15 protein-coding genes are annotated in these 15,321 nt (G+C 42.3%); 9 read left to right on the forward strand and 6 right to left on the reverse strand.

Annotated elements, in window-relative coordinates:
* Positions 1-326 precede the first annotated feature (326 nt).
* The 6 genes from nifE to NPUN_RS29905 all read left to right on the forward strand — a co-directional run bounded on the left by nifE (position 327) and on the right by NPUN_RS29905 (position 7,599).
* Positions 327-1,721, forward strand: coding sequence for a nitrogenase iron-molybdenum cofactor biosynthesis protein NifE (gene nifE / locus NPUN_RS29880; protein ID WP_012412140.1), 1,395 nt, complete (start codon positions 327-329; stop codon positions 1,719-1,721).
* On the forward strand, positions 1,721-3,031 hold the full coding sequence (nifN, locus tag NPUN_RS29885; protein ID WP_012412141.1) for a nitrogenase iron-molybdenum cofactor biosynthesis protein NifN: 1,311 nt from the start codon (positions 1,721-1,723) through the stop codon (positions 3,029-3,031). Before nifE ends, nifN begins: the two co-directional genes overlap by 1 nt.
* A gap of 394 nt (positions 3,032-3,425) precedes the next feature.
* Entirely contained in the window at positions 3,426-3,782 is a 357-nt protein-coding gene (locus tag NPUN_RS29890) for a hypothetical protein (RefSeq protein ID WP_012412142.1), read from the forward strand.
* 559 nt (positions 3,783-4,341) lie between these two features.
* Positions 4,342-6,228, forward strand: a complete 1,887-nt coding sequence (gene dnaK / locus NPUN_RS29895; RefSeq protein ID WP_012412143.1) for a molecular chaperone DnaK — start codon at positions 4,342-4,344, stop codon at positions 6,226-6,228.
* 109 nt (positions 6,229-6,337) lie between these two features.
* On the forward strand, positions 6,338-7,303 hold the full coding sequence (locus NPUN_RS29900; protein ID WP_012412144.1) for a DnaJ C-terminal domain-containing protein: 966 nt from the start codon (positions 6,338-6,340) through the stop codon (positions 7,301-7,303).
* Positions 7,300-7,599 (forward strand): chaperone modulator CbpM, encoded by a 300-nt coding sequence (locus tag NPUN_RS29905; RefSeq protein WP_012412145.1) that lies wholly within the window; start codon positions 7,300-7,302, stop codon positions 7,597-7,599. Before NPUN_RS29900 ends, NPUN_RS29905 begins: the two co-directional genes overlap by 4 nt.
* Before the next feature lie 119 nt (positions 7,600-7,718).
* Here NPUN_RS29905 and NPUN_RS29910 read toward each other — a convergent pair whose 3' ends face one another.
* The 3 genes from NPUN_RS29910 to NPUN_RS29920 form a co-directional block, all read right to left on the reverse strand.
* A complete protein-coding gene (locus NPUN_RS29910) occupies positions 7,719-8,924 on the reverse strand; it encodes a glutathione S-transferase family protein (protein WP_012412146.1) in 1,206 nt (401 codons plus the stop codon).
* Between the two features lie 74 nt (positions 8,925-8,998).
* Entirely contained in the window at positions 8,999-9,247 is a 249-nt protein-coding gene (locus NPUN_RS29915) for an SDR family NAD(P)-dependent oxidoreductase (RefSeq protein WP_012412147.1), read from the reverse strand.
* Positions 9,248-9,273: 26 nt separating this feature from the next.
* Positions 9,274-9,498, reverse strand: coding sequence for a hypothetical protein (locus tag NPUN_RS29920; protein WP_012412148.1), 225 nt, complete (start codon positions 9,496-9,498; stop codon positions 9,274-9,276).
* Positions 9,499-10,197: 699 nt separating this feature from the next.
* Between NPUN_RS29920 and NPUN_RS29925 the strand changes: the two genes are divergently transcribed.
* Positions 10,198-10,647: an orange carotenoid protein N-terminal domain-containing protein gene (locus tag NPUN_RS29925; protein WP_012412149.1), complete on the forward strand. Its 450-nt coding sequence runs from the start codon at positions 10,198-10,200 to the stop codon at positions 10,645-10,647.
* Between the two features lie 93 nt (positions 10,648-10,740).
* Here NPUN_RS29925 and NPUN_RS41105 read toward each other — a convergent pair whose 3' ends face one another.
* Positions 10,741-10,965 carry a hypothetical protein gene (locus NPUN_RS41105; protein WP_167315679.1) on the reverse strand — a complete coding sequence of 75 codons (225 nt, stop codon included), beginning with the start codon at positions 10,963-10,965 and terminating at the stop codon, positions 10,741-10,743.
* A 182-nt stretch (positions 10,966-11,147) separates the two neighbouring features.
* Here NPUN_RS41105 and NPUN_RS42580 point away from each other — a divergent pair, with 182 nt between their 5' ends.
* On the forward strand, positions 11,148-11,312 hold the full coding sequence (locus NPUN_RS42580; RefSeq protein ID WP_193372249.1) for a hypothetical protein: 165 nt from the start codon (positions 11,148-11,150) through the stop codon (positions 11,310-11,312).
* Positions 11,313-11,754: 442 nt separating this feature from the next.
* Here the strand turns inward: NPUN_RS42580 and NPUN_RS29930 are convergent, their stop codons facing one another.
* Together NPUN_RS29930 and NPUN_RS29935 are read right to left on the reverse strand one after the other, a co-directional pair.
* Entirely contained in the window at positions 11,755-13,482 is a 1,728-nt protein-coding gene (locus NPUN_RS29930) for a Dyp-type peroxidase (RefSeq protein ID WP_012412150.1), read from the reverse strand.
* A 667-nt stretch (positions 13,483-14,149) separates the two neighbouring features.
* Positions 14,150-15,160 carry an FUSC family protein gene (locus tag NPUN_RS29935; protein WP_234711002.1) on the reverse strand — a complete coding sequence of 337 codons (1,011 nt, stop codon included), beginning with the start codon at positions 15,158-15,160 and terminating at the stop codon, positions 14,150-14,152.
* Position 15,161: 1 nt separating this feature from the next.
* Here NPUN_RS29935 and NPUN_RS43720 point away from each other — a divergent pair, with 1 nt between their 5' ends.
* Positions 15,162-15,311, forward strand: coding sequence for a hypothetical protein (locus tag NPUN_RS43720; RefSeq protein WP_234711003.1), 150 nt, complete (start codon positions 15,162-15,164; stop codon positions 15,309-15,311).
* Positions 15,312-15,321 lie beyond the last annotated feature (10 nt).

Raw genomic sequence — 15,321 nt, forward strand, 5'->3', positions numbered from 1 at the left:
TGGGCTATTCTCGCCCACCTTCTCACCAATCATTTAAAATGGAGGTAGTCGAATAGCTAATCTTAACTCTGCGCGTTTCTTTTTCACCGTGCTAATACTAATCAACTAACGTGTACAGGACAACATTAATAATTTAATAGTCTAGTTCATGTTTTTGTTTTCTCCTTCTCTAACCTAGATGATGTTTATGTTTTAGGGGATGGGAAATTCTCTTTCTCATTCCCTTTTCTGCATCTTTAGATACCACGGTGAATAAATGAAAATCCTCTTCAGCCTTTGGGAATTCAGCTAATATCTAAAAATTTTTACCTATTGTCACCAAACAAATGAATCCCACGCCAGGAAAAACCAACGATTCACTCAGTGACTCTAATTCTGAAGATGCTTGTCAGCAGCAGATACAAAAGAAAAAAAAGTCTTCCACACAATTACCCCAACCTGGAACTACTCAAGGGAGTTGCGCTTTTGATAGTGCAATGATGACTCTTGTACCAATCACTGATGCTGCTCATGTAGTTCACGGGCCAAGTGGCTGTGCTGCCAGTATTTGGGGAAGTTACAGCAGTCTCTCATCTGGTTCGATGCTGTACAAGATACGCTTTAGCAGCGACATCGATGAGAACGATATCATCTTCGGTGGAGCCAAAAAGCTGTATAAAGGCATTTTAGAATTACAAAGACGCTACAAACCTGCGGCGGTATTTGTTTATTCCACTTGCATCACCGCTTTGATTGGGGATGACATCGAGGGAGTTTGCAAAGATGCCACAGAGAAAACAGGAATACCCACTATCCCTGTACATTGCCCTGGATTCATTGGGAACCAAAATTTGGGCAACCGTGTCGCTGGTGAAGCAATGCTTTCACACGTTATTGGAACAGCAGAACCAGATACAACTACACCTTATGATATCAATCTAATTGGTGAATACAATATTGCAGGTGCAATATGGAATGTTCTACCGTTGTTGGAGAAATTAGGTATTAGAGTTTTGGCAAAAATTACAGGCGATGCTGTCTACAAAGAAGTTTGCTATGCCCATCGTGCCAAACTTAATGTGATCCTCTCCTCCAAAGCACTAATCAATATGGCTAAAAGGATGGAAAAACAATATGGCATTCCTTATATTGAAGAGTCTATGTATGGGATAGAGCAAATCAATCAATGTCTAAGAAATATTGCTGTCAAGTTGGGTAATTCTAGTTTACAAGAACGTACAGAAAAGCTAATTGCAGAAGAGACTGCTGCAATAGACGAAAAACTCGCTCTTTATATCACCCAATTACAAGGTAAGCGGGTTCTCCTTTCTATTGGAAGTTTCAAGAGCTGGTTGATTATCTTTGCTGCTAAGAAATTGGGGATGGAAGTTATTGCTATTAGTACTAATAATAATACTGAGGAGGATAGAATTAGAGTCAAAACTTTGCTGGGTCAAGATGGCATAATTCTAGAACAAAATAGTCCTCAAGAAATTTTACAGATAATTAACGCAAATCAAGCTGATATGTTAATTGCTGATAAACACCATCAAGACACTTCTCTTACTGCTAGGATTCCATTCCTAGACGTTAATCAAGAACGCAACCATGCCTATGCAGGCTATATGGGAATTTTAGAGGTAGCACGAGAACTCTATGCTGCTTTTTACACCCCTGTGTGGGAGCAAGTATCTCAACCAGCCCCGTGGGAAACAGGAAATTCTCCAGAGGAGAACATCTAATGGCGATTATTAGCGTTACGAGTACATCTGTTGCAGTTAATCCCCTCAAGCAAAGCCAGACTGTAGGTGCAGTTTTAGCCTTTTTGGGGTTGAAGGGAATAATGCCTTTGTTACACGGTTCTCAAGGCTGTACTGCTTTGACGAAGGCAGTATTAGTGCAGCATTTCCGTCAGACGATTCCCCTTTCTAGTACGGCGATGACAGAAGTTGCAACCATCTTGGGTGGTGAGGAAAGGGTTGAACAAGCAATCTTGACTTTGGTGCAGAGATCCAAGCCAGAAATTATCGGTCTTTGTAGCACTGGACTGGTGGAAACCAGAGGCGATGATATGGGGCGCTTTGTTAAAGAGATTCGCCACCGTCACCCAGAACTAGATTATTTACCAATTGTGCTTGTCTCTACACCTGATTTCAAAGGTACATTACAGGATGGCTTTGCTGGTGCAGTCGAGAGTATAGTCAGGGAAATTCCTCAAAAAAGCTCCAAGCAAGATGCTTGTCCTACACAAATCACTATTTTAGCGAGTTCTGCTTTCACACCAGGCGATGTACAGGAAATCAAAGAGATTGTCACTTCCTTTGGACTTGTACCTATTGTTGTACCTGACCTTTCTGGCGTACTAGATAGTCATATAGAAGATTCCTCTAGTGCCATTACAGCTAATGGCACTACATTGGCACAATTGCGTTCAATTGGCACTTCTGTATTCACTTTGGCACTAGGTGAGAGTATGCGAGGTGCAGCGCAAATTTTGGATCGGAGATTCAATATACCCTATGAAGTATTTAGTGAACTGACGGGACTACTAGCAGTAGATAAATTCTTGCAAGCATTGGCAGATATCAGTGGTGTCAGCGTACCGGAGAAATACCGCCGTCAACGCCGTCAGCTAAAACATGTGATGTTAGAGAATCACTTTTACTTTGGTTGCAAGCGAGTTGCTTTGGCGCTGGAACCCGATTTACTTTGGTCAACAGTTTCTTTTTTGCGATCGCTTGGAGTTGAAATTCACGCAGCAGTGACAACAACACGCTTTCCTCTGTTAGAAAAACTTCCGATTCTTAGCGTCACTATCGGCGATTTGGAAGACTTTGAGCAACTGGCGGTTGGATCTGATTTGCTGATTACCAACTCTCATGGGGTAGCGATCGCTCAACGCTTAAAAATTCCTCTCTATCGTCAAGGGATTCCCATTTTTGACCGCTTAGATCACAATCAATTTACCAAAGTTGGCTATCGAGGTACTATGCAGTTTTTGTTTGATATTGGCAATCTGTTTTTAGAGGCTGAAGCAAAGATTAAGCATTAAACAGATTAGCAGTTATTGTTCGATTCATCTAAGCAACGAACTAGCCACATTCCAAGCAGGTTATCGGCGAATCCAGTATTACTCTCAACAAAGAATGAAGCTTTTTTACACTACAGCCCTAATTATTGCTTACCAAAATCAGGCATAAGTCCGTATATTAACCTTGGACTGGCAAGAGTTTTTACCCTGGCACATAATCAATCGTGAGGATTTTCCTACCAAGGGCGCAACTGGACTAGAGGTGCTGATTCAGGGAATTTTTGACAAAAAATTGCTTCGCCGACTTTTTTACTACACAATACTCCAAAAATATTTGTGCTAAGGCTGGTAAATCCTGAGTTATCAGTGATTAATAGAAAAAATAATTCCAATTCACAATGCCTAATTTTGTGTTATGAATAAATCCCTTCTGCCCGCAGATGATCTGCCTCCAACTGGAGCAACTATACTTAATGAGTTATTTTACAGGCAACTAGAAGAAGCTACGTGTAGGCGATTTTATCAAGCCTGCCCCACACTTATGCGAGTTTTACTATCAAATTGTCACTGGTATTTCAAAATAAATGCTAGTCCTCTGATGTTAATCATTATCTGCTATGACATAGAAAGCTATCTGCATATTGTTGATGCTATTCCACAGTTCATCAAACAGTTGAAGCAATTTTCTAACAAGTCAAAAATTCAGCTTTTTCCACCAGATAATAAAGGAGAACCTTGGGAAATAGAGATTGAAGAAACATCAGATGAATAAGCGATCGCATCATGGAATTTGATGAATTCACAGTTTGGGGACAATATCAACTAGCTATTAGTACTACCTTCGGCTGACTGTTGAGCCGTGCAATTAATGGCTCGGCATCAATTTGGGGAACCATAGGTGTAAGTTTTGCGCTGGTAGGTATTTTGCTTTGATTAGCGATCGCTCCCACAGTTTCCGCTCACGAACCATAGGTAATAGAGGTGAAAGTGGAAGAGGGAGTGCAGACGGTGCAGGTGAGGCTAGATTACCCAGAGCAGGGAGAAAGGTACTGAGAAACTTCGAGCGATCGCACCCAATTCAATTCTCAATTCTTTCCTTTAAATCATTGAATGTATAAATCACAACATTAATGCCAGAAATAATTATATATGCTGGATACTTTTTTGTCTTTCTATCGGTTGATGCACAGAAAATTTCTGAATAGTTTCCTTAAAGAAGAACAAGACAATCTGTCGGAGAACTATTAGTTACAAGTTGAGCTTTTAATACTACTGAAGTTTCTTAGAACTACAATCAGCAGCTCAAAATCTGATGAAAGGAATCGAAAGTTATGGCAAAAGTTGTTGGAATTGATTTAGGGACAACTAACTCTTGTATTGCAGTCATCGAAGGCGGACAACCACTCGTGATTGCGAATGCAGAAGGACAACGCATCACTCCCTCTGTAGTTGCATATACAAAAACAGGCGAACGTTTGGTTGGTCAAATTGCTCGACGACAGGCGGTAATGAATCCAGAGAATACGTTCTACTCAGTCAAACGGTTTATCGGACGCAAACACGATGAAATCACCCACGAAGCGAGTGAAGTTTCTTACAAAGTCGTTCGCGATCGCAACGGTAACGTCAAACTCGATTGTCCGGCGCTCAAAAAACAATTCGCGCCTGAAGAAATTTCCGCTCAAGTTTTGCGAAAACTTACAGATGATGCCAGCAAATATCTAGGAGAACCCATTACGCAAGCAGTCATTACTGTGCCTGCTTACTTCAATGATTCGCAACGACAAGCGACCAAAGATGCAGGCAAAATTGCAGGGCTAGAAGTACTCCGCATCATTAACGAACCTACGGCTGCGGCACTTGCTTATGGTTTAGACAAAAAGGGCAACGAAACAATCTTAGTCTTTGACTTAGGAGGCGGCACGTTCGACGTTTCAATTCTAGAAGTTGGAGAAGGTGTGTTTGAAGTCAAAGCCACGAGTGGGGATACGCATTTAGGCGGCGATGACTTTGATAAAAAGATTGTCGATTATGTTGCAAATGATTTTCAGCGCCACGAAGGTATTGATTTACGCAAAGATAAGCAAGCCCTGCAACGGTTAACTGAAGCCGCAGAAAAAGCCAAAATTGAACTCTCTAGCGCTACCCAAACAACGATTAATCTCCCCTTCATCACGGCAACTCAAGAGGGACCAAAGCACCTCGATATAACTTTAACTAGGGCGGAGTTTGAGAAACTCTGCGCTGACTTGCTCGATCGCTGCCGCATTCCAGTTGAGCAAGCTCTCAACGATGCCAATCTGAACAATGCCAATCTCGATGAAGTTGTTCTAGTAGGCGGTTCCACCCGAATTCCCGCCGTGCAACAACTCGTCAAACGCATCACAGGCAAAGATCCAAATCAGGGAGTGAACCCGGATGAAGTAGTTGCTGTGGGTGCAGCAATTCAGGGTGGAGTACTGGCGGGAGAAGTGAAAGATGTGCTGCTGCTAGATGTAACACCGCTTTCTTTAGGGGTGGAAACAATGGGCGGGGTAATGACAAAAATTATTCCCCGCAACACGACGATTCCGGTGAAGAAATCCGAGACGTTTTCAACCGCCGCTGATGGCCAGTCGAATGTCGAAATTCATGTTCTGCAAGGAGAACGGGAACTTGTGGCAGACAATAAGAGTTTAGGTACGTTTCGGCTCGATGGCATTCCTCCGGCTCCGCGTGGAGTACCTCAAATTGAAGTGACGTTCGACCTCGATGCAAATGGGTTACTATCGGTAACTGCTAAAGATCGCGCCACTGGTAAAGAACAATCGATTACAATCTCAGGCGCTTCGACGCTGGATAAACGCGATGTGGAACGCATGGTACGAGATGCAGAAACTCATGCCCAAGAAGATCGCCAACGCCGCGAGCAAATCGACACCAAAAATAATGCGGACTCGCTGGTTTATCAGGCAGAAAAACAACTGCAAGACTTGAATGGTCGAGTTTCTCAAGCAGATAAAAGTAGGGCGCAACAATTGATTGACGAGTTGCGATCGGCAATTGAGCGAGAAAACTACGAGCAAATGCGATCGCTCACTACCAATCTTCAACAAGCGCTCATGCAAATCGGTAGCGCCGTTTACGCCCAAGCTAGCACAGCTACTAACAATCCTAATCCCACAAATCAGCCAACCGGACAAAACGACGATGTGATTGATGCTGATTTTGTTGGCTAAAACGCGCAAGGTAAACCGTAGTTTTTGAACTAACGTCAACGACGAAGGAGGCTTATCACTGACAAAAGATGTTCCGAGTGCAGAATAGTCGGATTATAAGTATCGAATCATGCCAACTGCAAATGATTTCAAAGATTATTACAACATTTTGGGAGTTAGCAAAACTGCAACTTCCGACGAAATTAAGCGAGCTTACCGCAAACTTGCCCGCAAATATCATCCTGACGTGAATCCTGGCAATCCAGAAGCCGAGGAAAAATTCAAAGACATCAATGAAGCCAACGAAGTTTTATCAAACCCAGAAAAGCGCGAAAAATATGACTCTTTTGGGCAGTACTGGAAGCAAGCGGAGGCTAGCGGTACTCCTCCTGGAGGAACTAGCACGTATGCAGAGAATTTTGACCAATATAGCAACTTTGATGACTTTATCAATGATTTGCTAGGTGGTTTAGGGGGCAGGACAAGAGCAGGACGGACTTATTACCGTACCTCGGCTAGGCAGCCTGATGACTTTGGCTCATTTGGCAGCCAAGCACCAGCACCCGATAGTGAAGCTGCGATCGCACTCTCCTTCTCGGAAGCGTTTCATGGCGTTCAAAAGCGGTTGCAGTTGGATGATGAAACTATCAACGTTCGTATTCCCGCAGGTGCTAAACCGGGTAGTCGAATTCGCATTAAAGGCAAAGGTCGCCCCAGCCCTTTTTCTCAACAGCGAGGCGATTTGTATCTCACAATTGAGCTGCTTCCTCATCCGTTTTTTCAATTTTCGGATGACAATTTAACTTGCGAAGTTCCCATTCGTCCAGATGAAGCAGTCTTAGGCGCTCAAATTCAAGTACCAACACCAGAGGGCCGCGTCACATTGAGCGTTCCTAAAGGTGTGCGTTCCGGTCAATCGCTGCGGCTACGAGGAAAAGGCTGGACGCAACCAAAAGGCGGGCGAACTGACCTAATTGTGAAACTTCAGATCGTGTCTCCGAAAGAGTTAAGCGAAATTGAGCGGGATTGCTATGAAAAGATTCAGGCCAATAGCAGCTTTAACCCGCGTACTGCATTAGAAGGAGTGACGTTATGAGTGAGTTTAGCCTTTCCAGTACAGTTGTTTCTCATGAAGGCGATCGCCTTTATACATTTGAGTATGCAGCCTCTATTACCCAAACTTCAACGGTTGTAATTGAGCGATTTGTACAACTCGGATTGATCGAACCGAAAGGCTCAATGCTACACTCACGAGAAATTGCGCGAATTGCTCAAATCCAACGCTTACGTCAGGATTTGGGGCTAAATCTCGTAGGCGCAGCAATGGTTGTGGATATGGCTCAAGAAATTGCCCAGTTACGGGCACAGCTAAAAGCGTTGCAGCCTTCTTGAAAAACATCACCCAATACTCAGAGGTGAAAAAGTTGGCGCGATCAAAATTTTAACAAGTTACTCACCATTGGCTCATTTTTGAGAGAGGAGCGCGATCTGCGAGGATGGGTGCCTGAATCCTACTTGATGACAAAGTTAGACGGGTCTTGATCTCGTCGATGTTTAGTGGGAATGGGGTCTGGCTGTCCATCACCCGCAAGGGCTGCGGTTTTTTCCAGGGATTCCCTCAATCGCTTGGCTGCATAGATGGACATATCTCGCGGTACATTAATGCGATCGCGCAAATATCGGAGAGCGACATCAGCTCCCGATGGAGGTACATAGTCTTCACCTGTCATCATGTGTGTTAAAGCACAACGTAGCGCTTGGTCAAACAATTTATCATCTAAGGGGTTGACTCGGATAATATTGATGCGATGCTCGATGGTTCGCTTAAGAGCTTCCATGCGGGAGTTTTCGGGTTCTGGATAAGCAACATCTGGTAGCCCAAACCAGGGGCCATTATCCACCCGCGCTTTATTGAGAAGCATCTGGGTTTCGCCGTTTTCCCAACAGCCCCCCATCTGGGGCGGCAAATCATGTGCGTGGGTGTGAAAGTCGCTCTGGGTACCGCAGTAGGTTGGTCGGCTTTCCATTGCCGCAAACCATGCGCTCAAACGAGGGTTTTCCTCCCGCAGTGAGTAGCCCTTGTAGTAGTAAAGGCTCGCATTCATCCGTTCGAGATATGGGGTAAAAATGACATCGACGATGCCGAAGCTATCTAGAAAATAAGGGCTAGGGGTGCGGCCCAGAGCCTCCTCGATCCTAGCCACCATTTCGATAAATTGTTCTCGGTTGCGTTGTTCTTGTTGAGAGGAACCTGCTCTAGAACACAGCCAAACGCACCAGGCTCTGAATAACAGTCGTTCTAATTGACGTAGAGGAAGCACCATGCGGTCTTCCATCCCTTGGTTCAATGGAGCAAATACCTTTTCCAAAGCGATCAAAATGTCATCGCTTTCCTTAATAATCCGTCCATCTAGCTCGATCGCAGGGAGCATTCCTGACGGTACCTTACGTTTGTACCAACTTTCTTTCTCCCCATAGCAGAACATTGTCACTTTTTCGATGCGGTAGGGGATCTGTTTTTCCTCTAGCCATAACCAAACTTTTTGACAGTAAGGACACCAGGCGTGGTTATCGCGGTACAGCGTTACCCGCACATCAGATTCTGGCTGACCAAACAAGCGCAACCGGGCTTTAGCATTGGTAAGACCATTAACGGTATCTATTTGATAGTCCGTGAGGGTTTCTAGTTCTTCCCAGCTTAAGGGTGCGGTAGTCATAGGGTGAGTTGCGTAGGAAAATACTTAGGACAATTCTATACTCTACAATATTTTCAATTGCACCAAGGCTTAATTTAACTGATAGGTTCGCCCATCAATTCTTTAGACCTCATCAAGCAATGGACTGAATTTAGCAATGTCGGCATTGACAAAACCTCTGTACCGAGGGTTTTAGAAGCCCGCTCCAGTCGCTCTTGATTTTGACCTGCGATCGCACGCATCGCAACTTTAGCCCCTGATTGCACAAAAAGTTGGGCAGTTGCAAAACCAATTCCACTTGTACCGCCTGTAATCAGGGCGACTTTTCCATTCAGCCGAGACATACAGTTAACAAAATGAAAATAAATGACTAATTTTTCCAAAAAGGAACAGATTGTTGCTGGCGCTTGAGTCGATAAATCCTCGCTGGATAATTATCATTACTCCATCCGGCTTCAATTTCGTGTGTGTCAATCAGCTCCTGTAATGCTTTATCAAGGACGCTATAACTGCAATCAAATATGTCCTTTAATTCTCCAGCAGTTTTATCACCAGCACGTAAGGATTCTAAAATAGCCTGATTAATAGGATTCATAATTCTTTTACTATAATTTATTCAGATATTAACTATAAAAATTCATCTATTTTGAATACATCTGTCTGAATAGTTAGAAAATTAACAAAAATTTCAATAAAAAAATTTACCAATCATATTAAATTCTTTCTAAATTATAACTTCTGAGTGATGAATTCTTATTATGAACTCTATCCTATGGATCTGATTAGTGAGACTCGTCACCAAAAGAAGCACTCGCAACAAAGCTAGAAAATTTTTCTAGCTTCCAACCGAAACAAATATGTTTTTGGGTTTACCAATCGTATCTGTCTAATTAATAGAAACATACTTAACTAAATCAGTTATAGATGGTGTTGGCTGCGATATGTGACGAGCAGCGGCTCTGCATTTATGCTCATAGAAACTTAGGATATTAGCTTTCTTTTTCCAACCATGCGCTCGCATTATAGCCAGGAACCTCTTCAAGCGATCGCTTACAGTCACAGACCTTACTTAAAGTTTTAACATTTATCTTTGCTTTCTATATATCGAAGCAAGCATTTTTATAACTAGCAACTTGAGTTATGTATATCTGTCTTATGTGGTAAGTCTTATACCTATCCTAAGTGGGGTTATCTATCTGCATTTGTTAGTTAAGTTGTATGAAGTACTGGAAGCAAATTTCCTCGGTTACTTACTGAGGAAATTATAACACCCTTAACTCAGTTGGAGTTTTTTATGACTTACACAGTTGATGAAGCAACAAGACCAGCTTTAGAAACTTTTCAACGCTTTGATGTAGATACTCAGCTAGCCTTACTTTGGTTCGGTTATCTCGATCTTAAAGAGCAGCTAAAACCAGCACCTCCTCTAAGCGTTGAAACTCCTGCCAAAGCAGTGTTTGACCAATTCTTGGACTTGTCTCAAGAAGAGCAACTGAAAGCACAACGCGACATTATTAATGGTGCAGCTAACAATATCAGCCAAACCTATAATAGTCTAAGTCCCAATGCCAAATTAGACGTTTGGTTTCTGCTGGCGCAAGGAATGGAAGATGGAAGCATAATTCAAGTGCCCTCCGACTATCAACTTCCTGGTGAAACGGATGAATTTGTCGCATTGATCAAAAATCTAGAGTTTGAGCAGCGGATTAATTTCATGCTAAGTGCCGTGGAAGCGATGGGTTAGCTAAGTCTAAGAACTCTATTTTCTAGAATTGGGGATAATTGAAGGTAGCAAATTAAGCTAGACCTGGCTGCTTTTGATTTACTTTAATAGTCTTTAACTTAGAACTACCGCAGAGATGGTCATCTTTGCGGTAGTCTTGATGCAAGTTAATATCTGTCGGTTCACTCTTTTTACAACAGTTTTCATGTATTTTAACCACATCCGTCGTAGGGGCACAAGGTCATGCTTTGCGACAATCAAAGTTGTTTTATGAGGCACAGGTAAAATCGGATGTGGTTGCTTGATTTTGCGATCGCACTTCAATTGTCTTCTTTCCACAAGCGCCAGGGCCAATACGCGTAGATGAGCCACGAGGAGCTTCACAACTGACTTATCAAGGTCCAGAAGGTGAATTTACTTTTCGAGGTAAGGCAATTAGGAAACAAAAAAGCCCTCTGAGTTTACTAGTTACTGTAACCTTAGAGCCAAACTTCGATCAAGGTCAGTTGGAGTTAACGTTGGTGCTACCAACTGTAAACCTTCAAAATGGGCAAAAACAAGACTTTGATACTGTCGCGATTAAGTCCAGAGGCTTAGGGCGTGTCATCAACCGAGCCGGAGCAGAACAAAAATATTTAACCTTACCACTTAAGGGGGTAGCAGAAAGCGTTATTCTTCCTCTGTAATCTTTAAATTGAATATTAGAGCAAGCGATCGTGAAAAACTGTTCCTAAAACTAGCACCATATACTTTTGGTTTTGACCTATATTTATGTCTTCTATGCAAGTTTTGCTCGTTTATGGTGATACTTTTTTGGAAAACTGTACTTATATAGGACTTATATTTGATTTTTGAAAACATTCAGTACAACTTAAAGAGGCTTCTCGCCTATTGCCTCTTGCCTCCTACACAAATAATTTCATAAATAAAAGCGGATTGCTATAGATTTTAACTGCTAAGAAGTTTAACGAAAATTAGGAGTTTTTTAAGATTTAGTAATAACAGACAATATGTTCGGATAAACATTCTTCGCTTAAGAGGATGGTTTGGCAAAAGGAAAAAGATTTAAATTTCCTCTTTCACCCTTAGCCAAGCCATATTTCATCTCAAGCTTGTTACTTCAACTGCTTATGTCAATACATTTTTTAAAGCAGAAATTGATGGTGCGAAGAAGTAGCCGCCACCAGTAGGAATTACCCAGTCTTCAGGAGCAGTTAACTCTTTAGTTAAAGGTTGAGAATTATTATCCTCAAGGTGGATAAAGAACTTGCGTGTGCGATCCCCATTTTGTCCTTTATTTTGACCAATAATTGGATCGTGACCAAGAGTTAGTTGACCTTCAAACTCATGATCAGTAGCAGCTTCTGTACTGAAGTCTGGATTATTAGACCAGAATTTAGTTACGAACTCAAACTGATCTACAATCGAGGTTTGATACGCCAAAAAGTGTAAACCACGGTCAACAAAGTTCGGGTCTTGTAGCGGTTCGTCTGGAGTTGAAGCAGACACTGGCCCATAAGGAATACCACGACGCAGCAGACGGTGTGTTTGAGTGGTTACTTCGCTGCGATCAATTTCTTTGGGTCCTGGGCCTTCTCCTCCTGGTGTTTTATCGTTGCGTGGATAGGTTTTGCGAGTATGAGCAATAAATGGACATCGTAGACCCGTTGCATCTTTGGAGGGCGGAACTACATCATTTTTAAAGAATCCATTAACGGCTGGGTCATCACCATTGAATTCAAAATCGTTGTTAGCATTGTCATCATTCCCCAAGTTTGGAGAATCTGCTTCTGGTGTGCGGACGGTGGGAGCGCCACTAGGCCAACGACCGATTAACTTCGCACTTACCTTTCTAGGGTCAGCGTTTAAATTAGCAGCAGTATCATTCAAAAACTTATGGAACTTGAACACATCCTGACGTAAGCGACGGAACACAAGGTATGAGCCATCATCTGCCCATTTGGGACCAGCTGAAGTGATCGCACCTCTGCTATTTTCCAATTGTTGAGCATCCGCATTCTGCCCTTCATAACCGAAAACAAACTCTCCTGGCCAGAGAACATCCTGTCCAGGTTTGCCCTGGTTTGGATTTTTTGGATCTTGCCGGGGAGTGAGTAAGTCTTTGGGATTATCAGAAACCCTGCCACGAATACCTGGTTGTGAAATTCCATCCAGATTGCCAAAGTGTTCATGTCCAGTAAGAGGCGGAGGTAGATTAGCTCCTTCTTCAATAAATGTGATTTTAGCCCCGCTACTTTTAGCATGACCTTTTTCATCTGTGAAGATGACGATGCTTTTTAAAATCCGTGAAACCTCTTCTAGTAAATCTGTATGCTCGTCGCTAGCAACGATCAAAACTACATCTACTTTGCCATTATCTGGCCCACCTACAACCCAGCCTGTAGGCTTGCCTTCGCTATCGACAGGATCGTTGAGTTCAGCCGCGCGTGCTGCCAACCCAGCTTTAAATGCTTCATCTGTAAAATTGTTGGCATCCTGGGTGAGTTTTTTTAGCCCCTGAAAAGAAAAGGCTATGTTCACCCAGGTTGCTTTGACAGTACCTTCGCGCCCTCGTCGTTCTCTTGCAGACTTAAATATACGGTTGAAGGCAATCACTTCTGAGGCAGTGGCAATAAATTTAATCTGAGTTTTGAGCCACTCTTTAAAGGCATTTGAATTTTCAATTTCTAGGAAAAGGAGGGTTTGGTAGTCTTTATTAAATCCTCCGAGAATATTGCCTTGAATATTGTTTACACGAAGAATTGGCTCACCAAGTGCAGGTATATAAAGTACACTTTCTTCCGGGCCCGCTAAAGGATTAGGTGCAGGTACTTCACGAATTATTTGCTCGGTCATAATGAAAGTCGTGTCTATAGTAAAGTTTTTTTGAAGAGCTTTCCTTGCCAACTAGATATACGAAAAGTCCCTTGTCCGCAAGCAATATAGCAGCTGATTTTTACTCAACAACCAATTGTTGATTTATGAGTAATTGGATATCAATGCCATGTTTTGAGTTTTGACAGACAACAGAGTTTTCTTTCGTTGACTGTAGCCTTTACGCAGGATCTCAGTTCTTAATAACAGTCAAGTGAATAGACGTTAGACAAGAACTTTGTCAAAAGGAATACACTGTTAGGATTGTATGTAATTATTAGCCTAGTAATATGATGTTTCTATCCATCTATTGGTAGAGATTATTATTTAAAAATGTAAACTTTAATTAACAAAATTTATTTATAAAAAAATAAGAGTTGAAGCGAGCGATAGTACTTTTATCGCCAGTAAGAAAATTCTTCAAAATTTACCTAATGCACAGCAGTGCCAAAAAAGTACACTGGCCTCTCTAGGGCTAGCCACAAAACACTTAGAAATTTTTTGGCACACCCACCAGTTATCAATACTTCTCGGTTAAGGGGAAAAGGGGAAAGGGAAAGAAAAAACCTTTAACCCTTACCCTTTACCCAAACCCGATTCCGAATTAAAAATGCACAAAGCGAGAAGTATTCCACCAGTTATAAGTTAATTAAGAATTAGTCTGATTTAGTATAGCTGCCATTCTTTGCAGCTTTCTCCCTACTTCTTCTATGGTGTAAAAGAAGGTGAAAAACCGCAGTAATTCATCCATTGAATAATCTGCTTGCTGAATTTCTTTGAGTCGGTTCAATTCTTTCGTTGCATTAGCGATCGCCACTTCCATATCTGGCAAAGCTAGATGAGATTGGCGGGATTGAACTGCTGTCGCCAAAGCCAGCATTGCGTTTTGAGTTTCTATTGCCAGTTGAGTAATTTGGGGCGAGAAAATTTGCCAAAAAGTATCTTGCTGTCTAGCAAGTACGGTATGTTCCATAGTTAAGATATGTTCCCAAATTCTCCGAATCAGGAACTCCCAAGCTTCATTCATCCGCTTTTCTATTGGTTCGTTTGTTTGCCCTTTTCTGACTTCCTGCCATAAATCTCTTTCTGCTACCAATGAATTAATAATATTTAGTTTCAATACGTCTATTCGAGGGCGATCGTAGTTACCTGTAAACGCGCAGTCTACGACTAACCTGTAAAATTCCTCTAAATAAATCAGCGTTTGAGATAGGTAACGCCTCAGTTCTGTGCCAGCGCGAGCCGGAAAAATAAAGTTGTTCACCAATAAGGCTACACTAATACCCAAAAAGGTTTCCAAATATCTATGCCAAGCATAGATCCAAGGAGACTGGCTGTGGCTTAAAATTACGATCGCTGCAATATACCCCGCTAGTTTAGCTGCTTCATTGAATTTCCAGTAGGAAGCAAAAAAGATGGTCACGAAAACACACAGTGCTAGTGACAACGAATTGCTACCCAATGCGATCGCAAATATTGCTCCAGCTATAGCACCAATAGTTGTCCCAATTAATCGCTGAATACCTAGCTTGAGTGTACTGCCGTGGGTAGATGACATTACAATGATTGCTGCTATGACTGCATAGAACGGATATTCCCACTGCAACCCCTGAGCAATAATCAAAGAGATGGCTGATGCGATCGCGATTTTAAGTGCCATCTTGCCTAGCAGAATCGTTGACATTCCTTTAGGCGTAGCAGCCCTGATTAATTTTGAGATAATTGGGCTTCTGACTGGTCTAGCTTTAGAGCGGAGTCTATTAGAGGACTTTGCCATGAATATCACGGTTCAACTAGCTGATTGCTCATAAAATTTAGCTT

Source organism: Nostoc punctiforme PCC 73102 (assembly GCF_000020025.1).
GTDB lineage: Bacteria > Cyanobacteriota > Cyanobacteriia > Cyanobacteriales > Nostocaceae > Nostoc > Nostoc punctiforme.

Coding starts and splice junctions, on each gene's coding strand:
- nifE (WP_012412140.1), top strand. CDS start 327: ATGAATCCCACGCCAGGAAAAACCAACGATTCACTCAGTGACTCTAAT.
- nifN (WP_012412141.1), top strand. CDS start 1,721: ATGGCGATTATTAGCGTTACGAGTACATCTGTTGCAGTTAATCCCCTC.
- NPUN_RS29890 (WP_012412142.1), top strand. CDS start 3,426: ATGAATAAATCCCTTCTGCCCGCAGATGATCTGCCTCCAACTGGAGCA.
- dnaK (WP_012412143.1), top strand. CDS start 4,342: ATGGCAAAAGTTGTTGGAATTGATTTAGGGACAACTAACTCTTGTATT.
- NPUN_RS29900 (WP_012412144.1), top strand. CDS start 6,338: ATGCCAACTGCAAATGATTTCAAAGATTATTACAACATTTTGGGAGTT.
- NPUN_RS29905 (WP_012412145.1), top strand. CDS start 7,300: ATGAGTGAGTTTAGCCTTTCCAGTACAGTTGTTTCTCATGAAGGCGAT.
- NPUN_RS29910 (WP_012412146.1), bottom strand. CDS start 8,924: ATGACTACCGCACCCTTAAGCTGGGAAGAACTAGAAACCCTCACGGAC.
- NPUN_RS29915 (WP_012412147.1), bottom strand. CDS start 9,247: ATGTCTCGGCTGAATGGAAAAGTCGCCCTGATTACAGGCGGTACAAGT.
- NPUN_RS29920 (WP_012412148.1), bottom strand. CDS start 9,498: ATGAATCCTATTAATCAGGCTATTTTAGAATCCTTACGTGCTGGTGAT.
- NPUN_RS29925 (WP_012412149.1), top strand. CDS start 10,198: ATGACTTACACAGTTGATGAAGCAACAAGACCAGCTTTAGAAACTTTT.
- NPUN_RS29930 (WP_012412150.1), bottom strand. CDS start 13,482: ATGACCGAGCAAATAATTCGTGAAGTACCTGCACCTAATCCTTTAGCG.
- NPUN_RS29935 (WP_234711002.1), bottom strand. CDS start 15,160: ATGGCACTTAAAATCGCGATCGCATCAGCCATCTCTTTGATTATTGCT.